General features: G+C 71.6%; 26 protein-coding genes and 1 pseudogene. 21 read left to right on the top strand and 6 right to left on the bottom strand.

Features of this window, described 5'->3' with window-relative positions:
- Positions 1 to 12: 12 nt before the first annotated feature.
- The 3 genes from miaA to ACRAWB_RS19040 all read left to right on the top strand — a co-directional run bounded on the left by miaA (position 13) and on the right by ACRAWB_RS19040 (position 3,039).
- Positions 13 to 978: a tRNA (adenosine(37)-N6)-dimethylallyltransferase MiaA gene (gene miaA / locus ACRAWB_RS19050; protein WP_431354778.1), complete on the top strand. Its 966-nt coding sequence runs from the start codon at positions 13 to 15 to the stop codon at positions 976 to 978.
- Positions 979 to 988: 10 nt separating this feature from the next.
- Positions 989 to 1,867, top strand: a complete 879-nt coding sequence (gene dapF, locus ACRAWB_RS19045) for a diaminopimelate epimerase (RefSeq protein WP_431354777.1) — start codon at positions 989 to 991, stop codon at positions 1,865 to 1,867.
- Between the two features lie 77 nt (positions 1,868 to 1,944).
- Complete coding sequence (locus ACRAWB_RS19040) at positions 1,945 to 3,039, top strand: VanZ family protein (protein ID WP_431354776.1); 1,095 nt, start codon at positions 1,945 to 1,947, stop codon at positions 3,037 to 3,039.
- Here the strand turns inward: ACRAWB_RS19040 and ACRAWB_RS19035 are convergent.
- Entirely contained in the window at positions 3,000 to 3,617 is a 618-nt protein-coding gene (locus ACRAWB_RS19035) for a class I SAM-dependent methyltransferase (RefSeq protein WP_431354775.1), read from the bottom strand. The genes ACRAWB_RS19040 and ACRAWB_RS19035 overlap by 40 nt on opposite strands.
- A 65-nt stretch (positions 3,618 to 3,682) precedes the next feature.
- Between ACRAWB_RS19035 and hflX the strand changes: the two genes are divergently transcribed.
- The 4 genes from hflX (at position 3,683) to ACRAWB_RS19015 (ending at position 9,200) form a co-directional block, all read left to right on the top strand.
- The gene (gene hflX, locus ACRAWB_RS19030; protein ID WP_431354774.1) at positions 3,683 to 5,218 is read left to right on the top strand and encodes a GTPase HflX; all 1,536 of its coding nucleotides are present in this window, start codon (positions 3,683 to 3,685) and stop codon (positions 5,216 to 5,218) included.
- Between the two features lie 226 nt (positions 5,219 to 5,444).
- Positions 5,445 to 6,407: a methylenetetrahydrofolate reductase gene (locus ACRAWB_RS19025; protein ID WP_431354773.1), complete on the top strand. Its 963-nt coding sequence runs from the start codon at positions 5,445 to 5,447 to the stop codon at positions 6,405 to 6,407.
- Positions 6,404 to 8,755 (top strand): 5-methyltetrahydropteroyltriglutamate--homocysteine S-methyltransferase, encoded by a 2,352-nt coding sequence (gene metE / locus ACRAWB_RS19020; RefSeq protein ID WP_431354772.1) that lies wholly within the window; start codon positions 6,404 to 6,406, stop codon positions 8,753 to 8,755. The genes ACRAWB_RS19025 and metE overlap by 4 nt, the downstream gene beginning before the upstream one ends.
- Before the next feature lie 94 nt (positions 8,756 to 8,849).
- Complete coding sequence (locus ACRAWB_RS19015; RefSeq protein ID WP_431354816.1) at positions 8,850 to 9,200, top strand: metallopeptidase family protein; 351 nt, start codon at positions 8,850 to 8,852, stop codon at positions 9,198 to 9,200.
- A gap of 28 nt (positions 9,201 to 9,228) precedes the next feature.
- Here the strand turns inward: ACRAWB_RS19015 and lexA are convergent, their stop codons facing one another.
- A complete protein-coding gene (gene lexA, locus ACRAWB_RS19010) occupies positions 9,229 to 9,909 on the bottom strand; it encodes a transcriptional repressor LexA (RefSeq protein WP_431354771.1) in 681 nt (226 codons plus the stop codon).
- A 259-nt stretch (positions 9,910 to 10,168) separates the two neighbouring features.
- On the opposite strand from lexA, the gene ACRAWB_RS19005 reads away from it, so the two are divergent.
- The 11 genes and pseudogenes from ACRAWB_RS19005 (at position 10,169) to ACRAWB_RS18955 (ending at position 20,190) form a co-directional block, all read left to right on the top strand.
- Positions 10,169 to 10,552, top strand: coding sequence for a LysM peptidoglycan-binding domain-containing protein (locus tag ACRAWB_RS19005; RefSeq protein WP_431354770.1), 384 nt, complete (start codon positions 10,169 to 10,171; stop codon positions 10,550 to 10,552).
- A 95-nt stretch (positions 10,553 to 10,647) separates the two neighbouring features.
- Complete coding sequence (locus ACRAWB_RS19000; RefSeq protein WP_431354769.1) at positions 10,648 to 11,805, top strand: histidinol-phosphate transaminase; 1,158 nt, start codon at positions 10,648 to 10,650, stop codon at positions 11,803 to 11,805.
- A pseudogene (gene hisB, locus ACRAWB_RS18995) lies at positions 11,802 to 12,403 on the top strand (imidazoleglycerol-phosphate dehydratase HisB). The gene ACRAWB_RS19000 and the pseudogene hisB overlap by 4 nt, the downstream one beginning before the upstream one ends.
- Complete coding sequence (hisH, locus tag ACRAWB_RS18990) at positions 12,400 to 13,041, top strand: imidazole glycerol phosphate synthase subunit HisH (RefSeq protein WP_431354768.1); 642 nt, start codon at positions 12,400 to 12,402, stop codon at positions 13,039 to 13,041. The pseudogene hisB and the gene hisH overlap by 4 nt, the downstream one beginning before the upstream one ends.
- Before the next feature lie 47 nt (positions 13,042 to 13,088).
- A complete protein-coding gene (priA, locus tag ACRAWB_RS18985) occupies positions 13,089 to 13,835 on the top strand; it encodes a bifunctional 1-(5-phosphoribosyl)-5-((5-phosphoribosylamino)methylideneamino)imidazole-4-carboxamide isomerase/phosphoribosylanthranilate isomerase PriA (RefSeq protein WP_431354767.1) in 747 nt (248 codons plus the stop codon).
- Positions 13,819 to 14,706, top strand: a complete 888-nt coding sequence (locus ACRAWB_RS18980; RefSeq protein ID WP_431354766.1) for an SseB family protein — start codon at positions 13,819 to 13,821, stop codon at positions 14,704 to 14,706. The genes priA and ACRAWB_RS18980 overlap by 17 nt, the downstream gene beginning before the upstream one ends.
- A gap of 33 nt (positions 14,707 to 14,739) precedes the next feature.
- Positions 14,740 to 14,958, top strand: coding sequence for an SCO4848 family membrane protein (locus tag ACRAWB_RS18975; RefSeq protein ID WP_431354765.1), 219 nt, complete (start codon positions 14,740 to 14,742; stop codon positions 14,956 to 14,958).
- A 4-nt stretch (positions 14,959 to 14,962) separates the two neighbouring features.
- The gene (locus ACRAWB_RS18970; RefSeq protein WP_431354764.1) at positions 14,963 to 15,529 is read left to right on the top strand and encodes an HhH-GPD-type base excision DNA repair protein; all 567 of its coding nucleotides are present in this window, start codon (positions 14,963 to 14,965) and stop codon (positions 15,527 to 15,529) included.
- A gap of 130 nt (positions 15,530 to 15,659) precedes the next feature.
- Entirely contained in the window at positions 15,660 to 19,199 is a 3,540-nt protein-coding gene (locus tag ACRAWB_RS18965) for a TM0106 family RecB-like putative nuclease (RefSeq protein WP_431354763.1), read from the top strand.
- A gap of 74 nt (positions 19,200 to 19,273) precedes the next feature.
- Entirely contained in the window at positions 19,274 to 19,678 is a 405-nt protein-coding gene (locus ACRAWB_RS18960) for a helix-turn-helix transcriptional regulator (protein ID WP_431354762.1), read from the top strand.
- A gap of 89 nt (positions 19,679 to 19,767) precedes the next feature.
- Positions 19,768 to 20,190, top strand: coding sequence for a VOC family protein (locus tag ACRAWB_RS18955; RefSeq protein ID WP_363804816.1), 423 nt, complete (start codon positions 19,768 to 19,770; stop codon positions 20,188 to 20,190).
- Between the two features lie 22 nt (positions 20,191 to 20,212).
- Here the strand turns inward: ACRAWB_RS18955 and ACRAWB_RS18950 are convergent, their stop codons facing one another.
- Genes ACRAWB_RS18950 through ACRAWB_RS18935 form a run of 4 tightly spaced genes read right to left on the bottom strand, consistent with a single transcriptional unit; the run spans position 20,213 to position 23,050 of the window.
- Positions 20,213 to 21,391 carry a sucrase ferredoxin gene (locus ACRAWB_RS18950; RefSeq protein WP_431354761.1) on the bottom strand — a complete coding sequence of 393 codons (1,179 nt, stop codon included), beginning with the start codon at positions 21,389 to 21,391 and terminating at the stop codon, positions 20,213 to 20,215.
- Positions 21,392 to 21,396: 5 nt separating this feature from the next.
- Positions 21,397 to 21,807, bottom strand: a complete 411-nt coding sequence (locus ACRAWB_RS18945; protein WP_431354760.1) for a hypothetical protein — start codon at positions 21,805 to 21,807, stop codon at positions 21,397 to 21,399.
- A complete protein-coding gene (locus ACRAWB_RS18940) occupies positions 21,747 to 22,784 on the bottom strand; it encodes a cupin domain-containing protein (RefSeq protein WP_431354759.1) in 1,038 nt (345 codons plus the stop codon). Before ACRAWB_RS18940 ends, ACRAWB_RS18945 begins: the two co-directional genes overlap by 61 nt.
- Positions 22,784 to 23,050 (bottom strand): BatC protein, encoded by a 267-nt coding sequence (locus tag ACRAWB_RS18935; RefSeq protein WP_363804812.1) that lies wholly within the window; start codon positions 23,048 to 23,050, stop codon positions 22,784 to 22,786. Before ACRAWB_RS18935 ends, ACRAWB_RS18940 begins: the two co-directional genes overlap by 1 nt.
- Positions 23,051 to 23,294: 244 nt before the next feature.
- On the opposite strand from ACRAWB_RS18935, the gene ACRAWB_RS18930 reads away from it, so the two are divergent.
- The 3 genes from ACRAWB_RS18930 to ACRAWB_RS18920 are packed head-to-tail and all read left to right on the top strand — an operon-like array spanning position 23,295 to position 25,941.
- Complete coding sequence (locus ACRAWB_RS18930; protein ID WP_431354758.1) at positions 23,295 to 24,242, top strand: MetQ/NlpA family ABC transporter substrate-binding protein; 948 nt, start codon at positions 23,295 to 23,297, stop codon at positions 24,240 to 24,242.
- The gene (locus ACRAWB_RS18925; RefSeq protein WP_431354757.1) at positions 24,242 to 25,285 is read left to right on the top strand and encodes a methionine ABC transporter ATP-binding protein; all 1,044 of its coding nucleotides are present in this window, start codon (positions 24,242 to 24,244) and stop codon (positions 25,283 to 25,285) included. Before ACRAWB_RS18930 ends, ACRAWB_RS18925 begins: the two co-directional genes overlap by 1 nt.
- On the top strand, positions 25,282 to 25,941 hold the full coding sequence (locus ACRAWB_RS18920; protein ID WP_431354756.1) for a methionine ABC transporter permease: 660 nt from the start codon (positions 25,282 to 25,284) through the stop codon (positions 25,939 to 25,941). Before ACRAWB_RS18925 ends, ACRAWB_RS18920 begins: the two co-directional genes overlap by 4 nt.
- The last annotated feature ends 29 nt before the right edge of the window (positions 25,942 to 25,970 follow it).

Here is a 25,970-nt window from a genome sequence, read left to right as displayed (position 1 = left end):
GCACCTGACCCGGTGCCAGCGCCGGCGCTCGGCGCCACCCCGCTCGTCGCGGTCGTCGGCCCGACCGGCACCGGCAAGACCGACCTCTCGCTCGCCCTTGCCGAGGCGCTGCGCGCCCGGGGCCGCGCCGCCGAGGTGATCAACGCCGACGCGATGCAACTGTACCGCGGCATGGATATCGGCACGGCGAAGCTCCCGCAGAGCGACTGGCGCGGCATCCCGCACCACCTCTTCGACGTGCTCGACGTCACCGACGAGGCCACGGTCGCCCGCTACCAGCCGGAGGCGCGCGCGATCATCGCCGACATCCTCGACCGCGGCGCGGTCCCCATCCTGGTCGGCGGATCCGGCCTTTACGTGTCGAGCGTCGTCTTCGATCTGCAGTTCCCCGGCACCGACCCGGAGCTGCGCGCCCGCCTCGAAGCCGAGCTCGCCGAGCACGGCCCAGGGATGCTGTTCCAACGCCTCGCGGCCGTCGACCCCGAGGCGGCCCGGCGCATCGGCCCCACCAACGGCCGGCGCATCGTTCGCGCCCTCGAGGTCGCCGAGCTGACCGGGACCGCGGTCACCGGCGCCCTGCCCGACAAGCCGACGCCGTGGCACCACCCGACGGTCCTCCTCGGCCTCGCCGCGCCGCGCGACGAACTGGTCGCCCGTCTCGACACCCGCGTCGAGCGCATGTGGGAGCAGGGCCTTCCGGCCGAGGTCGAACGGCTCATCCCGCAGGGGATCGACGACGGCGTCACCGCCCGCCGAGCCATCGGCTACGCCCAGGCGCTCTCCGAGGTCCGCGGCGAACTGACCCGCGCCGACGCGATCGCCCAGACGCAGCAGCTCACCCGCCGCTACGCCCGCCGCCAGGTCAGCTGGTTCAAGCGCTACCCGGGCATCCACTGGCTGGACTACGACGACCCGCAGCTCGTGGATGCCGCCCTCGCGCTGGTGGATGCGGCCGAGCACCCAGCCGCGGATCGCTAGGCTGGAGCGCATGGCGACCATCCACTTCACCAAGGGTCAGGGCACCGGCAACGACTTCGTCCTGTACTCCGACCCCGAGGGGGACCTGCCGCTGACGGCCGCCCAGATCGCCGAGATCTGCGACCGGCACTTCGGCGTGGGCGCGGACGGCGTCATCCGCGCGGTCCGCTCCGCGCACCTGCCCGACGGCGCGGCCGCCCTCGCGGAGGACGACGGCGCCACCTGGTTCATGGACTACTACAACGCCGACGGATCGGCCGCCGAGATGTGCGGCAACGGCATCCGCGTCTACGTCCGCTACCTGCTCGAGACCGGCCTCGCCGAGCTGCCCGAGGGCGGGACGCTCGCGATCGGCACCCGCTCGGGCGTGCGCGACGTGCAGCGCAGCACCAACGGCTTCCAGGTCGACCTCGGCCGCTGGGACCTCGCCGGGGGCGAACCGCTGGTACGCGCGAAGGAGCTCCCGGTCGCCCGCCCCGGCCTCGGCATCGACATGGGCAACCCGCACGTCGTCGTCGCGGTCGCCGACGACGCCGAGCTGGACGCGGCGGACCTGTCGTACATCCCGCACCTCGAGCCCGCTCCCGAGCACGGCGCCAACGTCGAGTTCGTCGTGCCCCACGAGCCGCTGATCACGGACGGTGTCGGCCGCATCCGGATGCGCGTGCACGAACGTGGCAGCGGCGAGACCCTGTCCTGTGGCACCGGCGCGGCCGCTGCCGCCCTCGCCGTCCGGTACTGGGCGGGGGAGGGTGCACCGAACCAGTGGCGCGTGGACGTGCCCGGCGGCACCGTCGGCGTCCGGATGTTCGCGACGGAGGACGGCGAGCACGTAGGCCTCTCGGGCCCGGCCGAGCTCGTCTACACCGGGACGCTCGAGCTGGCCTGACGCCCGCAAGGACGCGTCCCGCACCACCGGATGGCCGCAATCGGCGGTGACCCCGCACCTTTTGCCAGACTCGACCGGTGCAACACGCTCTCTCCGCTCTCGTCGCGGTCGTGCTGGGTGGCCTGGCGGTCCTCATCCTCTTCGCCCCGTTCGTCGTCATCAGCTACCGCCGGCGCGGCGGGCTGACCGTCGGGCGCACCGCGGCCTGGGTCGCTCTGGTCGTCTACGGTTTCGCGCTCGTCACGTTCACGTTGCTCCCTCTGCCGGACGACGCCACGATCAGCTGCGTGACGGCGGTCCTGGACCCGCTGGAGGTGCTTCGGGACATCGCTCGCGAGTACGTTCGGGGCGCGACGCTCCTCGGCAACGCGGCCCTGCAGCAGCTTGCGTTCAACATCCTCTTCTTCGTCCCGCTCGGATTCCTGCTCCGCATGCTGTTCGGCCGCGGGATGCTCGTCGCGGCCCTGGCAGGGCTGACGCTGTCCGCGCTCATCGAGGTGACGCAGCTGACCGGCGTCTGGGGACTGTTCCGGTGCGCGTACCGTCTCTTCGACGCGTCCGACCTCTTCGCCAACACCGCGGGCGCGGTCGCCGGCTCCGCGCTGGCGCTGCTCCTCCCGGGAGCCCGTGCCGGCGTGCGCGCCAGCCCGTTCGATCCGCGGCTCCCGCGCCCTGTCACGCGAGCCCGGCGGCTCGTGGCGCTGACCGTCGACCTGTTCGCCTGCACCGTGACGCCGCCCGTGATCGTGATCGTCGGTGAGCTGGCCACCGGACTCGCGGACCGCCGGATGGAGGAGGCCATGCCGTGGCTGATTCCGTGCGCCGGGCTCGTTCCGCTCGCGGCCGAAGGATGGTCGGTACTCGCCACCGGGTCCACTCTCGGCGAGAGGTCCACTTTCCTCCGTGGGGTGACGGGCCGGTTCCCGGCGGTCGTGGCCCGACCGGTGCGGTTCGTCGCGGGCATCGGCGGATACGCCGCGTTGCTGGCCTGCGGCGTCGGGCCGGCGGCCGCGGTGTTCGCGGCGGTGAGCGTCATCGCCGCCTGCGCGATCCCGGGCCGGGGCTTGGCCCACGTCCTGTCCGGGATGCGCGTCGAGGACGCGCGTCTCCCTCAGGGTGAGGATGAGGCGGCCTACTCCGACGCGTGCGACCGCGCCCGTAGCACCCGGTAGCCCTTCGACGTCGCCGCGCGCGTCGTCGTCAGCTCGGGGAAGGTCGCCTGGATCCACCGATGCAGGGAGTCGCTGCCGAGGTTGCGCTGCACGACCAGCCACGCATCCGAGCCCGGCTCCAGCCGCGGGAGCCAGCGCTCCAGGATGGCGTGCAGCTCGTTCTTGCCGACGCGGATCGGGGGATTCGACCAGATCGTGGTGAACATCACGTCGTCGGGAACATTATCCGGGGTCACCGGGTTTACATTGGTGAGGCCGAGCTTGTCCGCATTCCGGCGGACCACATCCAGCGCTCGGTTGTTGACGTCGACGGCCCAGACCGTCGCATGAGGGGATTCGAGAGCAAGTGTGAGAGCCAGCGGCCCCCAGCCGCTCCCGAGGTCGAGGAACTGACCGCCGGGCGGCGCTGCGGGGACATGGTCCAGCAGCACTCTCGTGCCCATATCGACGCGCTCGGGGCTGAAGATGCCGTTGGCCGTCACGAGCTCGTAGGTCCGTCCGGCCAGGCGCGCGGTGAACGGCCGCAGGTTCAGTTCGCTTTCCGGCGCCGGGGAAAAGTAGTGATCTCCGCTGGCCATAAGCAGACGGTACAGGACAGACGCGAACAAGACGAACTAGGGTTTATCCCGGATCAGGGGAATGAATGACTGATAAGACGAACATCCGCGAACACACCGAAGACGACGTCGTCGCCCGCGTGCTCGCGACCGAGAACAACCGTGCCTCCGTGGCGCTCTTCGGAGCGGGGAGCCGGGATCGCGCCCAGGCGCTCCAGGCGGAGGGCACCGACGGCGGCCTCCACGACGGCGAGCAGTTCGACCGCGAGGAGCGCGCGGCCCTCCGCCGCGTCTCCGGCCTGTCGACCGAGCTGCAGGACGTCACCGAGGTCGAGTACCGGCAGCTGCGGCTCGAGAACGTCGTGCTGATCGGCGTCTACTCGCAGGGCTCCCTGCAGGACGCCGAGAACTCGATGCGCGAGCTCGCCGCCCTGGCCGAGACCGCCGGAGCGGCCGTCCTCGACGGGCTGCTGCAGCGGCGTCCGCATCCGGACCCGAGCACCTACCTCGGGCGCGGAAAGGCCGAGGAGCTGGCCGGAATCGTGGCCGCTCTCGGCGCCGACACCGTGATCGCCGACACCGAGCTGGCCCCGAGCCAGCGTCGTGCGCTCGAGGACGTGGTGAAGGTGAAGGTGATCGACCGCACGGCCGTGATCCTCGACATCTTCAGCCAGCACGCCAAGAGCCGCGAGGGCAAGGCGCAGGTCGAGCTCGCGCAGCTCGAGTACCTGCTCCCGCGCCTCCGTGGCTGGGGCGAGTCGATGTCCCGTCAGGCCGGTGGCCAGGTGGGCGGCGCGGGCGCCGGTATGGGCTCCCGTGGTCCGGGTGAGACGAAGATCGAGCTCGACCGCCGCCGCATCCATACCCGCATGGCACGACTGCGCAAGCAGATCGCCGGGTTCAAGCCGGCCCGCGAGGCGAAGCGCGCGAACCGCAACCGCAACTCGGTGCCGTCGGTGGCGATCGCCGGCTACACCAACGCGGGCAAGTCCAGTCTGCTGAACCGCGTGACGAAGGCCGGCGTGCTGGTCGAGAACGCGCTGTTCGCGACGCTGGATGCGACGGTCCGCCGTTCCGTGACCGCCGACGGGCGCCTGTACACGCTCGCCGACACGGTCGGCTTCGTGCGCAACCTGCCGCACCAGCTGGTGGAGGCGTTCCGCTCGACGCTGGAGGAGGTCGCCGATTCCGACGTCATCCTGCACGTGGTCGACGGCTCGCACCCGGACCCGGCGTCGCAGCTGGCGACGGTCCGCGACGTCATCGGCGAGGTGGGCGCGCGCGACATCCCGGAGATCGTGGTCTTCAACAAAGCCGACCTGATCCCCGAGGACGAGCGCCTGGTGCTGCGCGGCCTGGAGCCGGGCGCCATCTTCGCCTCCGCCCGCACGGGCGAGGGAGTGGATGAAGTGCTCGCCGCCATCGCGCGCCTGCTGCCGGACCCGTCGCTGGAGGTGGAGCTCGTCGTGCCGTACGACCGCGGAGACCTCATCTCGGCGCTGCACGAGCGCGGCCGGGTGATCTCGACCGAGTACGTGGAGGAGGGCACCCGCGTCACCGCGCGGATCATGCCGGAGTACCACGCGGCGTTCGAGCCGTTCGAGGTGACCGCGACCGCGTAACGGGAGCACAACCCATTCGGAAGGCCGGACGGGATCGACTGTGTCGAAGCATGACACGGGCGATTCCGTCCGGCCTTCTGCGTTGCTAGATTGCCTCTCAACCGAAGCGGGCGACCGCTGACGTGGTGCGACAGCCGAGCCCGGCACCCGCCCGTGAAAACCGCCACCGCGCACCGCGTGGGGCGGCTATCCCGTGCCGCTGTCCGACCATCCGAGGATCCCATCCATGAGCTGTACCGAGTCCCGGTACTCCTTCGAGTTGTACCCGCCCCGCAACGAGCGTGCGGCGGCTGCGCTCCCGGGGACGATCGACCGTCTCGCGGCCGTGCGTCCCGACTTCATCTCGGTGACCTTCGGCGCCGGCGGATCCTCGCGCACCGCGTCGCTCGACGTTCTCCGCTACATCCTCCAGCACACCGATGTCAGCCCGATGGCGCACCTCACCTGCGTCGGCTCGTCGCACGAGGAGGCGAACCGGCTGATCCGGGAGTTCCTGGATGCCGGCGTGCGCCGTTTCCTCGCCGTGCGCGGCGACCCGCCTGCGGACCTGCCCGAGGGCGAGGACCCCATCGGCGACATCCGGACCACGGCCGAGCTGGTGCAGCTCATCCACCGGGTGCAGGCCGAGCGCGTGCCGTACGGCGAGCTGCCGGTCCCGGGGCTGCACGCCCGGGCGGTGCTGGAGCACCGTGAGCACGTGCAGATAGCGGTCGCCGCGTTCCCGAACGGGCACCCGTCGTCGCGCTCCGTCTCGCAGGACATCGACGCCCTGCTCGCCAAGCAGGCGGCCGGGGCGAACCTCGGCATCACGCAGCTGTTCTTCCACGCCGAGGACTACTTCCACTTCACGCAGCGCGCGGCGGAGGCCGGTGTCGCGTTCCCCATCCTGCCCGGGATCATGCCCGTCACCAGCCCCGCCCGCCTCAAGCGGATGCTGGAGCTGAGCGGAGAAGACCTCCCCAGCGACCTCGCCATCGAGCTCGAGGTCGAGCCGACTGACGAGGGCCGCCGCGAGATCGGCGTCGCCTGGGCGGCTCGCCTCGCGCAGCGCCTGCTCGACGGCGGCGCCCCCGGCATCCACCTCTACACGTTCAACCAGCACGAGGCCGTGCTCTCCGTGCTGGACCGGATCGGCGCCCTGCCGACCCGTGACGCCGACCGCCCCACCACCCAGAAGGAACCAGCATGACCGACACCACCGCGCGCCCCGCCTTCCCCGCGGGCACGATCATCGGCTACCCGCGCATCGGCCGCCGCCGCGAGCTCAAGAAGGCCGTCGAGGCGTTCTGGGCCGGCAGCATCACCGCGGACGAGCTGGAGGCCACGGCCGCCGACCTGCGCTCGGCCACCCGCGAGCGTCTGGCGTCCCTCGGCCTCGGCCGCACCGACGCGTCCATCCCGGAGAGCTTCAGCTACTACGACCAGGTGCTGGATGCGGCGGTCACCGTCGGCGCCATCCCGTCGCGCTTCGCCGCGCTCGCCAAGGAGGACGGCTCCGTCGACCTCGCGGGCTACTTCACGATCGCCCGCGGCGAGGGCGAGAACCCGCCGCTGGAGATGACCAAGTGGTTCGACTCCAACTACCACTACCTGGTCCCGGAGATCGGTCCGGAGACCGACTTCCGCCTGGCCTCCGACCGCATCGTGCGCGAGTTCGAGGAGGCCCGCGCGGCCGGTTTCGTGACGCGTCCGGTCGTCGTTGGTCCCGTCACCTTCCTGCTGCTGAGCAAGGCGAGCGACGACGCGCCGGAGGGCTTCCGCCCGCTGTCGCGCCTGGCCGACCTGCTGCCGGTCTACCGCGAACTGCTGGCGCGCCTCGCCGCCGCCGGAGCGCCGTGGGTGCAGCTCGACGAGCCGGCGCTCGTCAGCGAGAGCATCGACGAGCCGCGGGATGCGGTGCTGGCCGCGGTGCGGACCGCGTACGACGAGCTGGGCGCCGCCGCCGACCGTCCGGCGATCTTCGTAGCGGCCCCGTACGGCAGCCTCGACGACGCCCTCGCGCCGCTGGTGGCCACCCCGGTGGAGGCGATCTCGCTCGACCTCGTCCGCGGCTCCCTGCCGACCGGGCTCTCGGCCGAGACGGCCGCCGCGCTCGCGTCCAAGACCATCGTCGGCGGCGTGATCGACGGCCACAACATCTGGCGCGGCGACCTGGAGGCGGCGTTCGGGAAGCTGACCGAGCTCCTGTCGCTGAGCCCGTCCGTGACGGTGTCGACGTCCACCTCGCTGCTGCACGTCCCGCATGACGTCGACGACGAGCCGGAGCTGGACGCGCGCCTCAAGACCTGGCTCGCCTTCGCCGACCAGAAGGTCGCGCAGGTCGCCGTCCTCGCCCGCGGCATCGTGGACGGCCACGAGGCCATCCAGGAGGAACTGACCGCGGCCACCGCGGCGCTGGCCGACCGCGCCGCCGCGCCCGGCGTCCGCGTGCCGGCCGTGCGCGAGCGCGAGGCGGCCCTGACCCGCGCCGACTTCCGCCGCGGCGACTACGACGCGCGTCAGGCGGCGCAGGAGGAAGCGCTCGGCCTGCCGTTCCTGCCGACCACCACGATCGGCTCGTTCCCGCAGACCGCCGACATCCGCCGCTCGCGCGCCCAGCTCGCCAAGGGCCTCATCAGCGAGGCCGAGTACCTGGGCCGGATGCGCGACGAGATCAAGCGCGTCGTCGGCCTCCAGGAGGAGATCGGGATCGACGTCATCGTGCACGGCGAGCCCGAGCGCAACGACATGGTGCAGTACTTCGCCGAGAACCTGGACGGCTTCGCGGTGACGCAGAACGGCTGGGTGCAGTCGTACGGCTCGCGCTGCACGCGTCCGTCCATCCTGTGGGGCGACGTCTCGCGGCCCGCGCCGATCACGGTCGACTGGTCGTCGTACACGCAGAGCCTCACCTCCAAGCCCGTGAAGGGGATGCTGACCGGTCCGGTCACGATCCTGGCGTGGTCGTTCGTGCGCGACGACCAGCCGCTCGGCGAGACCGCGCGCCAGGTCGCGCTCGCCCTCCGCGACGAGATCGCCGACCTCGAGCAGGCGGGCATCCGCGTCGTGCAGGTCGACGAGCCGGCGCTCCGCGAGCTGCTGCCGCTGAAGAAGCGCGACCAGGACGACTACCTGGAGTGGTCGGTCGGCTCGTTCCGGCTGGCCACCTCGGGCGTCGCCGACGAGACGCAGATCCACACGCACCTCTGCTACTCCGAGTTCGGTGTGGTGATCGACGCGATCCGCAACCTGGACGCCGATGTGACCAGCATCGAGGCGGCCCGCAGCCGCATGGAGGTCGTCCACGACATCCAGCGCTCCGGCTTCGAGCACGGCATCGGCCCGGGCGTGTACGACATCCACTCGCCGCGCGTCCCGTCGGTCGCCGAGGTCACCGAACTGCTCGAGACCGCGCTCAGCGCCATCCCGGGCCGTCAGCTCTGGGTGAACCCGGACTGCGGTCTCAAGACCCGTGGCTACGACGAGACCGTCGCGTCGCTCCGCAACATCATCGAGGCGACGCGCGGTGTGCGCGAGAAGGCTTCGGTCACGGCCTGATCCGGTTCGACGCCCCGGGGCGTCCGCTGTCCGCGGACACCGCCCCGGGGCGTCGTCATGTGCGCCAGGATGAGCGCATGGTGCGGCGGTGCTTATGGTGAGAATGGCGGACGAGGAGTTCGAGCGGATGGTCGGGGACATCCTCGACTCGCTGCCGGAGGACATGGTCGGCCCACTCGAGAACGTCGCCATCCTGATCGAGGACCAGCCGCCGGGCGCGCGGCCGCGGCTGTTCGGGCTCTACAGTGGGCGGCCGCTGACCCGGCGTTCGGTGTACGGATTCGGGGAGCTGCCCGACCGCATCACGCTGTACCGGAACAACCTCGAGGCTTCCGCCTCGTCTCTGGAGGAGCTGCGGGCGCGGGTGCGCGTCACCGTCGTCCACGAGATCGGGCACTACTTCGGGCTGGACGACGCGCGGCTGCAGGAGCTCGGCTGGGCGTGACGGCCGAGCCGGCCGCGGGCCGGAGGCGTCAGACGGCGCGGAGGACCGCGACGACCTTGCCCAGGACCGTCGCGAAGTCGCCCAGGATCGGCTCGAAGTTGGAGTTGCGCGGCAGCAGCCAGGTGTGGCCGTCGCGCTGACGGAACACCTTGACCGTCGCCTCCTCGTCGAGCATCGCCGCGACGATGTCGCCGTTCTCGGCCGTATTCTGCGCGCGCACGACCACCCAGTCGCCGTCGCAGATGGCCGCGTCGATCATCGACTCGCCGACGACCTTGAGCATGAACAGCTCGCCGTTGCCGACCAGCTGGCGGGGGAGCGGAAAGACCTCGTCGACCTGCTGCTCGGCCGTGATCGGGATTCCGGCCGCGATGCGGCCGACCAGCGGCACCATCGCCGCGTCGCCGACCGGGGTCTGGTTCTCGTAGTCCGGGGCGGCGCCGGACGCGCTGGGCAGGTCGATCAGGATCTCGAGCGCGCGCGGGCGGTTCGGGTCGCGGCGCAGGTAGCCGCTCAGCTCGAGCTGATTGAGCTGGTGGGTCACCGACGACAGCGAGGAGAGGCCGACCGCGTCGCCGATCTCGCGCATGCTCGGCGGATAGCCGCGCTGGCTCACCGACTTCTGGATGACGTCGAGGATCGCCAGCTGCTTGTCGCTCAGGTTCTTGCGTCGGCGGGTGCCTCCGCGGGCCTGGTTCTCGTTCGACACGGGCGTCCTCTCTGGGCCTGGGGCCGTCCGCCGGGTGCTCTCCGGCAGGAATGTCGGTGGTTCCTGATCTGATGTCCTCAGACAGTCGAAACTGTATCCGCCTCCAGGAGGGAAGACAAACATGTGTTCGAGTGTGTCGCGAACTTCTTCGGCGATTTCTCCCGCGCGTGCCGCTTCGGATGGCACCTTGCGGATTCGGACATTCGAAGATACATTCGGAACACAGCTTCGCACCCGCGATTCTGAGGAGGTCACGGCCATGAGTGCAGTACTGATGAGCGAGTCGGTTCCCACCACCCTTCGGGCGGTGCCGCCGCTTCCCGAAGGCGCGCGCGTCCGCCTGCGGCTCACGCGCCGCGGCCGCGCGGTCCTCTCCGCGCTCGTCGCACTGCCTCTCGTCATCGGCGCGCTCGTCTTCGCCCTCAACGGCGGCGGCGCCGTCGCCACCGGCGAGCAGACGCACGTCACCTTCCAGTACGTCACCGTCGCCTCCGGCGACTCCCTCTGGTCGGTCGCCGAGCGCGTCGCCCCGAACGCCGACCCGCGCGACGTGATCGCCGACATCGTTTCCCTCAACGGCCTCGACTCGGCCGTCGTAACGCCCGGGCAGCAGCTCGCGGTGCCGGCCAAGTACGCGAAGTAGGGCGGTCGCGCGTCGGCGGCATCGGTGTTCCTACACCGTCCGTCGCACACCGTCATCCGGCCGAGGGGTCGTGCCGCGCTGACTACGATTGAACAGTGACTTCCCTCTCCGAGTTGCCGATCCGAGACGACCTCCGTGGTCGTTCCCCGTACGGTGCGCCGCAGCGTCCGGTGCCCGTCGCGCTGAACGTGAACGAGAACACGCATCCGATCCCGGAGGATGTGGCGTCCGACATCGTCGCGCGGGTTGCTGCAGCGGTCGGCGGCGTCAACCGCTACCCGGACCGGGAGTTCACCGACCTCCGCGAGGCCTTCGCGCGCTACCTCGGCCACGGGCTGACTGCGGAGCAGATCTGGGCTGCCAACGGCTCGAACGAGGTACTGCAGCACATCCTGCAGGCGTTCGGCGGCCCCGGGCGCACGCTGCTCGGCTTCGCGCCGACGTACTCGATGTACCCGCTGCTCGCCGCAGGCACCGGAACCGCGTACGTCGCGGGAACGCGGGATGCGGACTACGAGCTCTCGCCGGAGACCGCCGCCGAGCAGATCCGGGCACTGGACCCCGACATCGTCATCCTCTGTTCGCCGAACAACCCGACCGGAACCCCGCTCGACCTGGCGACGGTCGAGGCGGCGTACGACGCCGCGCGTGGCATCGTCGTGGTGGACGAGGCGTACGCCGAGTTCCTGCCCGACGGCACGCCGTCGGCGCTCACGCTGCTTCCCGGCCGCCCGCGTCTCCTGATCTCGCGCACGATGAGCAAGGCGTTCGCCTTCGCCGGCGCGCGCGTCGGCTACCTGGCCGCCGATCCGGCTGTGAATGACGCCCTGCGGCTCGTCCGCCTGCCGTACCACCTTTCTGCGATCACGCAGGCGGCCGCTCTCGGCGCGCTCGCCCACTCCGACGAGATGCTGGCGACGGTCGGCGAGATCCGCGTGCAGCGCGACCGCCTCGTCACGGAGCTCGCCGCGCTCGGGTACGCGCCCCACCGCAGCGGCAGCAACTTCGTCCTGTTCGGCGGCGTCGCCGATCCTCACGCGACGTTCGAGGCGCTTGCGGAGCGCGGGATCCTGGTGCGCGATGTCGGCATCCCGCACCACCTGCGCGTCACCGCCGGCACCGAGCAGGAGACGACGGCATTCCTGGAGGCGCTGGCCGCGCTGGGCCGCCCCGACGCGACCGCGGGAGAGTTGTCCACAGCCGACGACGCCCCGGAGCGGTCCGAGCCTGCCCCGATAGACTCGGACCTATGACGAATCGCGCCGCCACGGTCACCCGCGAGACGAGCGAGTCGAGCATCGAGCTCACCCTCGACCTCGACGGCACCGGCACGTCCGACATCCAGACGAGCGTGCCGTTCTACGACCACCTGCTCACCGCGTTCGCCAAGCACTCGCTGACCGATCTGCGCATCCGCGCGACCGGCGACACCGACATCGACGTCCACCACACCGTGGAAGACATCGGCATCGTGCTCGGTCAGGCCATTCGTCAGGCGCTGGGCGACAAGGCCGGCATCTCGCGCTACGGCGACGCCCTGGTGCCGCTGGACGAGGCGTTGGTGCAGGCCGTCGTCGACATCTCGGGGCGTCCCTACCTCGTGCACACCGGCGAGCCCGCGGGCTTCGAGCTCCACCTCATCGGCGGTCACTTCACCGGCTCGATGGTGCGGCACGTGTTCGAGGCGATCTCGTTCAACGCCGCCATCACGACGCACATCACCGTCGTCGGCGGCCGCGACCCGCACCACATCGCCGAGGCCGAGTTCAAGGCGTTCGCGCGCGCCTTCCGCCAGGCGAAGGCGCTCGACCCCTGATCACCGGCATCCCGTCCACCAAGGGGGCGCTGTGAGCGACGAGCGCAAGCCGGACGTCGTCGTCTTCGACTACGGCACGGGCAATGTCCATTCGGCCGTCAAGGCGCTCGAAGCCGCAGGCGCCTCGGTCGAGCTGACCGGCAACCGCAAGCGCGCCCAGCAGGCCGACGGCCTCCTCGTGCCCGGCGTCGGCGCGTTCACCGCCGTCGCGGAGGCGCTGCGCGCGTCCCACGGCGACGAGGTCATCGACCGACGGCTTGCGGGCGGGCGGCCGGTGCTCGGCATCTGCGTCGGCATGCAGATCATGTTCGACCGCGGCGTCGAGAACGGCCTCGAGACCGAGGGGCTGGGGGAGTGGCCCGGCACGGTCGACCTCCTGAAGGCCGACGTCGTTCCGCACATGGGCTGGAACACCGTCCGCGCGCCGGAGGACTCGGTGCTCTTCGATGGGCTGCAGGACGAGCGCTTCTACTTCGTGCACTCCTACGCCGCGCAGGACTGGACCCTGCATCCCGAGGCGCCGTTCCCGACGCCGAAGGTGACGTGGGCAGAACACGGCACGCCGTTCGTCGCCGCGGTCGAGAACGGCCCGCTGAGCGCGACGCAGTTCCACCCCGAGAAGTCGGGGCAGGCCGGCATCCGGCTGCTGCGCAACTGGGTCCGCTCCCTCTAGCCGACCGCCGAACCATCCGTCCGCTCGCGGAAGAACGTAAGGAAACGATGACCGACTTTCTCACCACGCCCCGCCTCGTCCTCCTTCCCGCCGTGGACGTCGCCGACGGCCAGGCGGTGCGCCTGACGCAGGGCGAGGCCGGCAGCGAGACCAGCTACGGCGACCCGGTGGACGCAGCGGCCGAGTGGGCGGAGGCGGGCGCCGAGTGGATCCACCTGGTCGACCTCGACGCCGCGTTCGGCCGCGGTGAGAACCGCTCCCTCCTGAAGCGCGTCATCCACCAGGTGAAGGGCGTCAGCATCGAGCTGTCCGGCGGCATCCGCGACGACGAGTCGCTGGAGCAGGCGCTCGAGGCGGGCGCCTCCCGTGTCAACCTCGGCACGGCCGCGCTGGAGAACCCCGAGTGGGCCGCCCACGCGATCAGCCAGTACGGCGAGGCGATCGCTGTGGGCTTGGATGTGCGCGGCACGACGCTCGCCGCTCGCGGCTGGACCCGCGAGGGCGGCGACCTGTGGGAGGTGCTGGACCGCCTGGAGGACGCCGGCTGCGCGCGGTACGTCGTCACGGACGTGACCAAGGACGGCACGCTCCGCGGCCCCAACCTCGACCTCCTGCGCCAGGTGCTCGACCGCACCGAGCGTCCCGTGGTCGCGTCCGGAGGCATCTCGAACCTCGACGACATCGCCGCGCTGCGCGAGCTCGTCCCGCTGGGCCTCGAGGGCGCGATCGTCGGCAAAGCGCTCTACGCGGGCGCGTTCACGCTGCCCGAGGCGCTGGATGTCGCGGGACGCTGACGCGGACGCCGAAGGCGCGGGCGACGGGTCGACCGGCGGCCGGCCCGCTGACGGTCGGCCGGCTCGCACCGGGCCGTCCGAGGAGGGTGCGGCCCGGCTCGTGGGCTTCGCCGCCTCCCTCGCCGACTCCGCAGGCCAGCCCTGGGAGGGCCGCGAGTTCGACGACAACCCCTTCGGCGACGACGACGGCTCCGCACCACCCGCGCTGCTCGGCGCGCTGGCCGCGTTCCGCGCGGGAGAGGTCGGGGCCGAGGCGGTCGTCGACGCGCTGCGCTCCTCGCGCCTTCTGATCCCGCTGGTGGCCGAGCTGGGCGACGAGGGCGAGAGCGACGCCGGTCTTCGTGTGGACAAGACGCAGGAGCTGTCGATCGTCACCGTCGCGGGTCCCGACGGCAGGACCGTGCAGCCCGTCTTCAGCTCGGTCACCGCCATGACGACGTGGAACCCCGCCGCCCGCCCGGTCCCGGCGGACGGCCGCCGCGCCGCCCTCGCCGCGGCCTCGGAGGGGACGGAGCTCATCGTGCTCGACCCGACCTCCGAGACCGAGTTCGTGCTCCGTCGGCCTGCCGTGTGGGCCGTCGCCCAGGGGACGCCGTGGCTGCCCAGCGACCGGGACCCCGACGTCGGCGAGGCGTTCCGCGCCTCCATCGCATCCGAGCTCGGCGTGCACGACATCGCGCTCCTCTCCGGCGACCCGCAGAGCCGGTTGGCGGGCGAGGAGCTGGTCGTGCGCCTCGCCCTCGCCGCGGGGCTGACCCGGGAGGAACTGGACGCCATCCTCGCCCGCCTCGCGCAGCGCTGGGCCGCCGACGACGTGATCGCGACGCGTGTCGACTCGCTCCGCGTGCAGCTCGCGGCGTCGCAGGACTGAGCCCGCCTCGTCCCCGCCTAGGCTGGAGGAACCATGACCGTCTTCGCCGCCATCGTGCTGTTCCTCAACGCCGTCTTCAACATCTTCGCCTGGCCGCGCTTCTTCGCCCGGGTGCGGAACGACCAGCGGGCGCGGGATGCGGCCGGCCGGGCGACCCCGTTCCTCGTCGTGCACGCAGTGCTGCTGGGCATCGCGCTGCTGCTCGCGGCGCTGTCCGCGGTGGCGGGCGTCCTACTGCTGGTGGCAGGCTGAGGGCATGCCACTCTCCATCACCGGCGACCCCGCTGCGGACGCCCTGCTCGACGAGTCCCCGTTCGCCCTGCTGACCGGGATGCTGCTCGACCAGCAGATCCCGATGGAGACCGCGTTCAGCGGTCCCGCGAAGCTGCGCGACCGGCTCGGCGCGCTCGACCCGCAGAGCATCGCCGCGATGGACCCGGACGAGCTGGCAGCGGTCATGAAGCAGCCGCCGGCTGTCCACCGGTTCCCCGGCTCCATGGCGGGACGTGTGCAGGCGCTCGCCGCCGCCATCGTCTCGGACTGGGGAGGCGACACCGCCGCGATCTGGACGCAGGGCGACCCGGACGGCGCGGAGGTGCTGCAAAGGTTGAAGGCGTTGCCCGGTTTCGGCGAGCAGAAGGCGAAGATCTTCCTCGCGCTGCTCGGCAAGCAGAAGGGCCTCGCAGCTCCGGGCTGGGAGAAGGCCGCGGGTGACTACGGGACGCCGGGGTACCGCTCGGTCGCCGACATCGTCGACGCCGACTCGCTGACGAAGGTGCGCGAGCACAAGCGCGCCATGAAGGCCGCGGCCAAGGCCAAGTGAGCCGCTGAAACCGTCCACAGGCGGGCGGTGCGGAGGGTTATCCACCGGTTCAGCGGAGCTCGCCGGCATGTCGGTGGTCGCCGATAGCCTCGGGGTACCGGGTCGATCAGCCGGATGAGAGGAGGTCGCCGTGTTCCTGCTGGACGGGGTCATCGTCACGAGCGCCAGCGACCTCACCGAGGCGTCCAAGTGCGAGTTCGCGTTCCTGCGCACGGTCGACGTCAAGCTCGGTCGCCTCGAGAAGACCGAGGAGATCGAGGACCCCATGTACGTGCGCTCGTCGCGCATGGGCGACGAGCAGGAGCACCGCATCCTCGAGCGCTACCGCGAGAAGTTCGGGGCCGGAGTCGTCGAGATCGAGCGGCCACCGCAGCTGACGGCGGATTCGCTGGCCGAGGCCGTGCGGCTGACGTCTGAGGCGTTCGCCGCCGGTGCCGAGGTGGTGTTCCAGGCGACGTTCTTCGACGGCGCTTTCGTCGGCTTCGCCGACTTCGTGGTGCGCCTGCCCGACGGGCGTTACCGGGTGCAGGACTCCAAGCTCGCCCGCAGCGCGCGAGTGACCGCGCTGCTGCAGCTCGCCGCCTATGCGGAGCAGCTGCGGCGGATGGGCGTCGAGGTCGACGACACGGTCGAGCTGCTGCTCGGCGACGGGTCGGTCAGCGAGCACTCTCTCACCGACATCGAACCGGTCTACCGCAAGCGGCGGGCGCGGCTGCTGACCATCATCGCCGAGCACGTGGCCGACGCCGGCCCGGTCGCGTGGGGCGATCCGCGGTTCACCGTCGACGGACGCTGCGACACATGCGACGCCGAGGTGCAGGCGACCCGCGACGTGCTGCTGGTCGCCGGCATGCGGGTGACGCAGCGCGAGCACCTGCTCGCGGCCGGACTCGGCACGATCGACGCGCTGGCGGCGTCCAGCGGACCGGTGGACGGCATCCCCGAGGGCACGCTCGACGGGCTGCGGGAGCAGGCGCGTCTGCAGCTGCAGGCCGAGCCCGGGTCGCCGCCGCCTGTCCGGGTGTTCAATGCGCCCGTGCTCGCGGTGCTGCCGCATCCCGACCCCGGCGACATCTTCTTCGACTTCGAGGGCGACCCGCTCTACACCGAGGGCGCGGGGGAGCGCTGGAATCTCGACTACCTGTTCGGCCTCGTCGACCAGGAAGAACAGTTCACCGCCTTCTGGGCGCACGACTTCGCCGCGGAGCGGGTGGCGCTGGAGGCGTTCCTCGCGTTCGTACGCGACCGGCGGCGACAGTACCCGGGCATGCACATCTACCACTACGCGGCGTACGAGCAGACCCACCTGCTCGCGCTGGCGGCACGGCACGGCGTCGGCGAGGAGGAGGTCGACGGCCTGCTCCGCGACAACGTGATGGTCGACCTGTACCCGCTGGTCCGCAAGGCGGTCCGCGTCGGATCGCGGTCCTACTCCATCAAGAAGCTCGAACCGCTGTACATGGGCGACGAGCTGCGTGAGAGCGACGTGACGAACGGCGCCGACTCGATCACCGAGTACGCCAACGCGCGCGACCTGATCGCGCTCGGCCGCCTCGACGAGGCCCAGCCGCTGCTCGACGACATCGGCGAGTACAACCGGTACGACTGCGTCTCGACCCTGCGCCTGCGCGACTGGCTGCTCGCCCGTGCGGCCGAGAACGGCATCCCGGTCGGAGCGGCGCCGGCGGAGGAGTCCGAGGTCGCGCCCGATGAGTCGCCGCTGCGCGCCGGGCTGCTGGCCTTCGCCGGCGATCCGCTCGATCCGCATCGGTCGAGCGACCGCGAAGCGATGGCGCTCGCCGCCGCGGCGATCGACTTCCATCGGCGCGAGCAGAAGAGCTTCTGGCAGTCGCACTTCGCGCGGCTGATCCAGCCGATCGAGGAGTGGGCCGAGACCCGCGACGTTCTGGTGGTCGAGACGGCCGTGGTGCTGCGCGACTGGTACATCGACGAAGGGCAGAAGGTCGAACGGCGCGAACTGCTGCTCAGCGGGCAATGGGGGCCGGGCAGCGCGGTCCGGGTGAGCGAGCGCAGCGGTCCGTACCTCCTGTACGAGTACCCGGGGCCGTTCCGGCAGCCGCGGGCGCAGCCCGGCGCACGTGCCGCGCGGACGGTCGCGGTCATCGAGGCCCTGCCCGACGGGTCGATCGTCGTGCGCGAGACCCTTCCGCCCGAGGTTCCGCCGTACCGCGACCTCCCGAGCGCCCTCACACCGGCCGCGCCGCCGGACTCCCGACGGCTCGCCGAAGCGATCCGGGAGTGGGGCACGGCGCTGCTCATCGCCCGGCACCACGACACCTGGCCGGTGGACGCCACGATCGATCTGCTTCGGCGCACGCCGCCGCGGGCGCGTTCCGGACGGCTGGTGCCCGACCCCACACTCGACGGGGATGCCGGGCAACCCGGCGATGGCGATGGCCGCATCGACGCCGTGGTGGCGAGCCTGCTCGACCTCGACCGCTCGTATCTCGCCGTGCAGGGGCCTCCTGGCACGGGCAAGTCGTACCTCGGCGCGCATGTGATCGCACGGCTGGTGGCCGAGCACGGCTGGAGGGTCGGCGTCGTCGCGCAGTCGCACGCCGTCGTCGAGAATCTGCTCGATCGCGTCGTCGACGCGGGGCTCGATGCCGCCGCCGTGGGCAAGGTGCCGAGCGGCGGTGCTCGCGGCGACGACGCCGAGTCGGGCGAGGGCGAGTCCGCGCACCGCTTCACCCCGCTGCCGGCCAACGGTCACCTCGAGTTCGCGGGCGTCAACGAGGGCCGCGGCTTCGTGCTGGGCGGGACGGCGTGGGATTTCGCCAACGCGGCCCGCGTTCCGCGCGGAAGCCTCGACCTGCTCGTCGTCGACGAGGCCGGGCAGTTCTCGCTCGCCTCCACGGTGGCCGTCGGTGTCGCGGCGAAGAACCTCCTGCTGCTCGGCGACCCGCAGCAGCTGCCGCAGGTGAGCCAGGGTCGTCACCCCGAACCGGTCGACGGCTCGGCGCTGGGCTGGGTGAGCGCCGGGCACGACGTCCTCCCGCCCGAGCTCGGCTACTTCCTCGCCGAGACGCGACGCATGCATCCGGCGCTGGCGGCGTCCGTGTCGCGGCTGTCCTACGAGGGCAAGCTGCGGGCGCACCCGTGCGCCTCCGACCGCGAGTTGAGCGGGGTGGTGCCGGGCGTGCATCCGGTCCCGGTGCTGCACGTCGGCAACTCGACCGCGTCTCCCGAGGAGGCCGAGGCGGTGGTCGACATCGTCCGCGACGTGCTCGGCCGGTCCTGGAGCGACCCCGGCGCGGGCCGCGACGACGAACCGCTGGGCGAGGACGACGTCATCGTCGTCACGCCGTACAACGCGCAGCTCGCCGAGGTGCGGGCGCTGCTCGACGCAGCGGGCTACCGCGGCGTGAGGGTGGGGACCGTCGACAAGTTCCAGGGCCAGGAGGCGGCGATCGCGATCATGAGCCTTGCGGCGTCCTCCGCGGCCGACGTGCCGCGCGGGATGTCGTTCCTGCTCATGAAGAACCGACTCAACGTCGCCATCTCGCGAGCGAAGTGGGCGGCCTACCTGGTGCACTCGCCGGAGTTGACGGAGTTCCTGCCCACGACGCCCGGCAGCGTGGGGGAGCTGAGCGCATTCATCCGGCTCGTCGAGGAGGTGGACGAGACCGCGGCGCTGCCGGTCGGGTGAGCGGGCCTCCGTGAGCGGGCCTCGGTGAGCGGCCCACTGGCCGACACCGGGGCGCCCGGTGCTACTCTCATCCCGTGTCACCGGAGGAGCTGCAGACGCTCGCGCACCTGCGCCGCGCACGGGACCTGATCGACCGCGACTACGCCAAGCCGCTCGACGTCCCGACGATGGCCGCGCGCGCCTACATGTCGCCGGCGCACTTCTCGCGCCGCTTCCGGGCCGCCTATGGCGAGACGCCGTACAGCTACCTGATGACCCGCAGGATCGAGCGGGCGATGGCGCTGCTGCGGGGCGGAATGAGCGTCACCGACGCGTGCATGACGGTCGGCTGTACGTCGCTCGGCTCGTTCAGCTCCAAGTTCACCGAGGTGGTCGGGATGACGCCGACCGAGTACCGCGCGCGCGAGCACGAGGCGGTGCGTGCGATGCCCGATTGCGTCGCCCGGGAGCGTACACGTCCGGTCCGCGTCCGCGGCTGAAACCGTCCACAACAGCGCCCGCCGACGGCTTCTCCACAGAGAGCAGTTTTGGAGAAGCGCAGCCGGATGCCGCTTCCTAGAGTCGACTCATGACCGTTTCACTCCAGTACTCGCAGATCACCGTCCTCGACCCCGAGGAATCCCTCGCCTTCTACCGCGACGCGCTCGGGCTCGACGTCATCCAGGACGTCCAGTCCGGCGACCACCGCTGGATCACGCTCGGCGTGGCCGGCGACGACAACGCCGCCGTGGTCCTCAGCGACCCGCACGCCGGCCGTTCGCAGGCCGACGGCGACGCCCTCCAGGAACTCGTCGTCAAAGGCTCCATGAGCCCGATCGTCTTCCGCACCGACGACCTCGACACCGCGTTCGAGCGCGTCCGCTCGTCGGGCGCCGAGGTCCTGCAGGAACCGATCGACCAGCCGTGGGGCCCGCGCGACTGCGCGTTCCGCGACCCGTCGGGCAACATGGTCCGCATCCTGCAGACCGCGCCCGCCGCGCAGAACGCCTGACCGCCACGCGGGCCGATAACGGCTAGCGCCGGGCAACCGACACCGGGACGAACTCGCGGACCGGGTGGGCGAGCGTGGCGGCGCAGGTGCTGAGCATCGGCTCCGACAGACGCTCGCCCACCTCGACCGTCAGCCGGTCCCCGTTGTGCTCCAGCTCCACGGTCCAGCCGTGGGGGTGGGGCCGCTCCGAAAGCACGCGGAAGGCGCCGATCCGGTCGTCGCCGGTGTCATCGCGGGCGAACGCCTCCGCGGCCTGCGCGACCGTCGTCAGCGCGGTGCGGCCGCGGAGCAGGTCGGGCACGACCCGTCCCTCGGCGTACCGATCGACGATCGTCTCGGCCCGCTCCGCCGTCACCCGTCCGTAGTGGAGGCCGTGCGGGAAGACGATCATCGTGGCGGCGAACCGGTCGCCGCCGAGGTGGGAGCACTCCCACGTGACCTCGGGATGGGCGGCTGCCAGCGTCTCCACGACGGGACGCCCGCGGACGGCGCAGCACTGGTCGTGGCGCGCGTGCGTGCACACGGCGTAGATCGGAGCGGCGCTGGGTTCGCCGGCGGTGCCGTCCAAGGGGACGTCCAGCAGCTCGGCGGGGTCGTCCACGCGGCCCCAGCGGACCGACTCCCGTCCTGGGCGGCAGTCGACCAGCGCCCAACGCCACGACGACTGGTCGCGCCGCTGCGGCGCCCGCAACCGCGTGCGCCGGATGGCGAGCGGGCGGATGCCCTCGGCCTCCGCCCGCGCCACGATCCGCGCCCCGAGCGCGGGGTCGAGGTCCGAGTCGAAGAACGCGTGGCGCCCCCACCCGCTCTCGATCTCGACCAGCAGCCAGCGCTCGCCGAACCCGGCGGTCCCGGCCAGCGGGTCACCGCGCTCGATCGCCCGATCGCTGCACGGCAGCCAACCCGGCACGCCGGAGTGGCCCTCGCGGGGCGCGACGCCCGTCGCACGGAATCCGTCGGCGGCCGGATTGCTCGCCGCGTGGCTGCCACCGCCGGGCGTGACGCCCACCGCCGGGGTGCTGTCGGCGGACGGACCGCTCGCCCCGTGGCTGCCACCGCCGGGCGCGCCGCCCGCCGCCGGGGTGCGCCCGCCGGGCGCGCCGCCCGCCGCCGGGGTGAGCCCGCCGGGCGCGCCGCCCGCCGCCGGGGTGAGCCCGCCGGGTGCGACGCCCGGGACGCGGACGCCGCCTCTAGGCGGCACGCCACTCACGTGGCCGTCGCGGTCCCGAAGTCGGCGGTCGCGCTGCGTTCGCCGTCCGACGAAACCCCGGCCGAGTCCGCGAAATCGAACTCGTCCCCATGCTGAGCCGCGGTGCGGGAACCGGGACCGGCGTCTGAGCCGGCGAGCACCACGACTCCCTCCCGCAGCAGCCGCCGAGCGACCACCACCGCCGACCGTTCGTCCAGCGGGAGTTCACTCACCGCGACCGGGCGTCCGTCGAGCAGCCGCCCGACGGCATCCCGTGCCGCGATCGGCAGCGCCACCTTCTTGGCGGGCAGCCGCACGGTCACCGTCTCCACCTCGACCGTCACGTCCGGGCGCAGCCCCGGGCGGGCTACGACCACGGTGTCCGGACCCAGCGCCTCCGCCGCCGCGATGGTCGCGAGCGGGCGCACGGGGAGGGCGGCGAGTCCGACCGCTGACGAAGAAGCAGGCGCTCAGCGACCGCGGCGGCGATCGCGGGCCGGGCCGACGGATCCGAAAGCGCGGCGATCAGCGCGTCCACCGTGTCCTCCACGACGGGGGCGACGGCAGCCGGGTCCGCGGGGTCGAAGCCGACCGGGAGCGACGCGCGCAGCGCGGCGACGTCCGCCACGCGAGCCACCGCCTCCCGCACGACGTCCGCCCGCGTGTACGCGGCCACGCCGATGGTCAGGTGCACCGAAACGCCCCCGAGCGCTTCGGCCGAGTGGATCCAGCCCCGCGGCAGGTACAGCGCGTCGCCCGGGCGGAAGGTCTCGTCGATCACTGGCGCCTCCGCGGCGCGCGCGGCGACCTCCTCCCGATGGTCGCTCCACGGCTGGTCGCGGAGGGGATCGACGTGCACCGGTTCGTGGATGCGCCAATGCTTCTCACCGGCGATCTGAAGCACGAACACGTCGTGTACGTCGTAGTGCGGGTCGAACCCGCGCGACGACGCCGGTGTGATGTAGGCGTTGACCTGCGCGGGATGCCCGAGCTCGGCGGACAGGCGCCGCGAGAACTCCGCGACCGCGGGCCAGGTGCGGTGCAGGCCCTGCAGGACGAGCGTGGCGCCGTTCGCGAACTCGGCGAGCACCTTGGCCGAGTCGAGCTGGTCGCCGACCTCCGCGCCGAAGCCGCCGGGGCCGGTGAACCGCGCGGGCGGGAGGACGGTGCCCTCCTTCGCCATGCGGACGAACGGGGTGCGCAGCGCACGCGACGAGACCAGCTCATCCACCGCGTACACGCTGAACAGGTCGGCGAACCCGCCCGGGTCAGACCGGCCGAGGTCGGTGGCGCGGGTGAACAGCGGGCGCCGGCCCCAGAACTCAGCCGCGAAGCGGGACGCGTCGACCGGCACGCAACGCGAAAGCGCGGGCCGGTCTCCCGGCCCGCGCTTGTTCGTCGTCATCAAGCGGACCCGTCGGCTCCGCCGTCGTGGCCGCCGGGGTTGGCGCCGCCGTCGGCCGGGCCCTCGCCCGAGCCGCCCGCGGAGCCGTCGGCTCCGCCGTCGTGGCCGCCCGCGTTCGCGCCGCCGTCGGCCGGGCCCTCGCCCGAGCCGCCCGCCGAGCCGTCGGCTCCGCCGTCGTGGCCGCCCGCGTTCGCGCCGCCGTCCGCGGGGCCCTCGCCGGATCCCGCCGCGTCGGTGGTGATGTCGTCGTCGTTGATGTCGCTCATTCCGTCTCCCGTCCGTCCCGTGTTCGCGCGTGTCCCGGAACCACGTCCCGGGGAGCACGCCGACCCGGCTCACATTACGCGTGGCCCACCGCGAGGGTAAGGGCCGCGTCATGAACGCACGACGAACATCGGAGCGTCACATTTCGAAAGACGTTTTGACCCATTCCGGGAGGCGGGGGAGGCTCGAATAGCCGCCAACCGTCCGCCGGCGAAATCACATCCCACCTTCACGAGAGGCACAGCCATGTCCGACGCCACCCCTCCCACCCCCGCGCTGCCGGAGAAGCCGAAGCGCTCCCGCACTGGCTGGTTCGTCGGCATCGGCATCGCCGTCGTCGCCGTGATCGTCGCCGTCGTGCTGGTCGTCGTGAACCTGACCGGATCGGGCGCCGCGACCGCGAAGACCGTCACCGTGAAGATCGGCACGACCGAGGCGTCCTCCCCATACTGGGCCGTGCTGAAGAAGGAGGCGGCGAAGCAGGGCATCGACATCCAGACCGTCAATTTCCGCGACTACACGCAGGCCAACCCGGCGCTCGCCGACGGCCAGCTCGACCTGAACCTGTTCCAGCACCTGCAGTTCCTCGCCAACTACGACGTGTCGGCGAAGCAGAACCTGGTGCCGATCGGCGCGACCCTCGTCGTCCCGCTGCCGCTCTACTCGACCAAGCACAAGAGCCTCGAGGACATCCCCCAGGGCGGCAAGATCGCCATCCCGAACGACGCCACCAACCAGGCGCGGGCACTCCTCGTGCTGCAGAAGGCCGGTCTCCTGAAGCTGAAGAACGGCGGCAGCACCCTCGCGACCCCGGCCGACATCGACGCCTCGGCCTCGAAGGTCACCGTCATCCCGGTGGACGCGGCCCAGACCGCCCCGGCGCTCAGCTCGGCCGACGGCGCGATCATCAACAACAACTTCGCGCTCACCGCCGGCATCGACCCGAAGTCGGCCCTGTTCCAGGACGACCCGAAGTCCAGCACCGCCGAGCCGTACATCAACGCCTTCGTCGCCCGCGAGAAGGACATGGACAACAAGACCTACCTCAAGGTCGCGGAGCTGTACCACACGAAGGCCGTGACGGACGCGGTGCTCGCGGAGTCGAAGAACACCGCAGTCATCGTCGAGCGCAAGCCCTCGGAGCTGGTCGACATCCTCGACGGCCTGAAGAAGACCATCCAGGCGGCGCAGTAGTGGCGGTACCGGGCACCGCAGCACCGATCATCGAGTTCCGCGGCGTCACCAAGAGCTTCGGCTCGGGTGCCGCCGCGGTTCCCGCCGTCGACGACCTCGACCTGTCCATCGGGCGCGGCGAGATCTTCGGCATCATCGGCTACTCGGGTGCGGGCAAGAGCACGCTGGTGCGGCTCATCAACGCGCTCGAGCATCCGACCTCGGGTTCGGTGATCGTCGAGGGACGCGATCTCACCACGCTGAAGGAGAAGGAGCTGCGCGGCGTCCGCGCCGGGATCGGGATGATCTTCCAGCAGTTCAACCTGTTCCGCTCGCGGACGGTCTTCGGCAACGTCGCGTACCCGCTGAAGGTCGCGGGCTGGCCGAAGGAGAAGCGCAAGCAGCGCGTCGCCGAACTGCTCGCCTTCGTCGGCCTGACCGACAAGGCGTGGAGCTACCCCGACCAGCTCTCCGGCGGCCAGAAGCAGCGCGTCGGCATCGCCCGCGCGCTCGCGACGAACCCGGACATCCTGCTCGCCGACGAGGCGACCAGCGCGCTCGACCCGGAGACGACCTCCGACGTGCTCGCCCTGCTCAAGCGGGTCAACCGCGAGCTCGGCGTCACCATCGTCGTGATCACCCACGAGATGGAGGTCGTGCGCTCGATCGCCGACCGCGTCGCCGTGCTCGACTCCGGCCACGTGATCGAGCAGGGGAGCGTCTTCGAGGTGTTCTCCGATCCGCAGACGCCGACGGCCCAGCGCTTCGTCGGCACCGTCCTGCGCAACCAGCCGGGCGAGGCCGACATCGAGCGCCTGCGCGGCAAGCACGCGGGCCGCATCGTGTCGGCGCGCATCCACGACGACGGCCGGCTCGGCTCGGTGCTGTCGGATGCGGTCGGACGGCACGACGTCCGCTTCGAGATCGTCTACGGCGGCATCTCGGCGCTGCAGGGCCGTTCGTTCGGCAGCCTCACACTCGAACTGCTCGGCGAGCCGGCGAACGTGGATGCGCTGATCGCCGAGCTCCGGACGGTCACCGAGGTCGAGGAGGTGGCCGCATGAGCGACTGGTCGACCCTGTGGCCTGTGTACCTGCAGTCCATCGGCCAGACCCTGTGGATGGTCGTCGCGACGCTCGTGCTCGGCGGCATCCTGGGCCTCGCGCTCGGCGTGCTGCTCTACACGACGCGCCGCGGCGGGCTGCTGGAGAACCGCGGGCTGTTCACCGTCCTCAACGTCGTCGTGAACTTCATCCGCCCCATCCCGTTCATCATCTTCATGACCGCGATCGCGCCGCTGACGCAGCTGGTGCTCGGGACGTTCCTCGGTACTCCGGCGGCGATCTTCCCGATGACGATCGCGGCGACGTTCGGCATCTCGCGGATCGTGGAGCAGAACCTCGTCACCATCGAGCCGGGCGTCATCGAGGCGGCGCGCGCGATGGGGTCGAGCCCGTGGCGGATCATCACGACCCTCCTGATCCCCGAGGCGCTGGGCCCGCTCATCCTGGGCTACACGTTCATCTTCGTCGCGATCGTCGACCTGTCCGCGATCGCGGGCAGCATCGGCGGCGGCGGCCTGGGCGATTTCGCGATCTCGTACGGCTATCAGCGCTACAACTGGGCCGTCACGTGGATCGCGGTCATCACCATCGTGATCCTGGTGCAGGCCGCGCAGTTCCTCGGCAACTGGCTGGCGCGCAAGGCCCTGCGCCGCTGACGCCCGATCCAGGGGACGCAACACGCCGT

The organism is Leifsonia poae (genome assembly GCF_050632865.1).
Taxonomy (GTDB): domain Bacteria; phylum Actinomycetota; class Actinomycetes; order Actinomycetales; family Microbacteriaceae; genus Leifsonia; species Leifsonia poae_B.
This window is presented reverse-complemented; position numbering and strand designations above follow the sequence as displayed.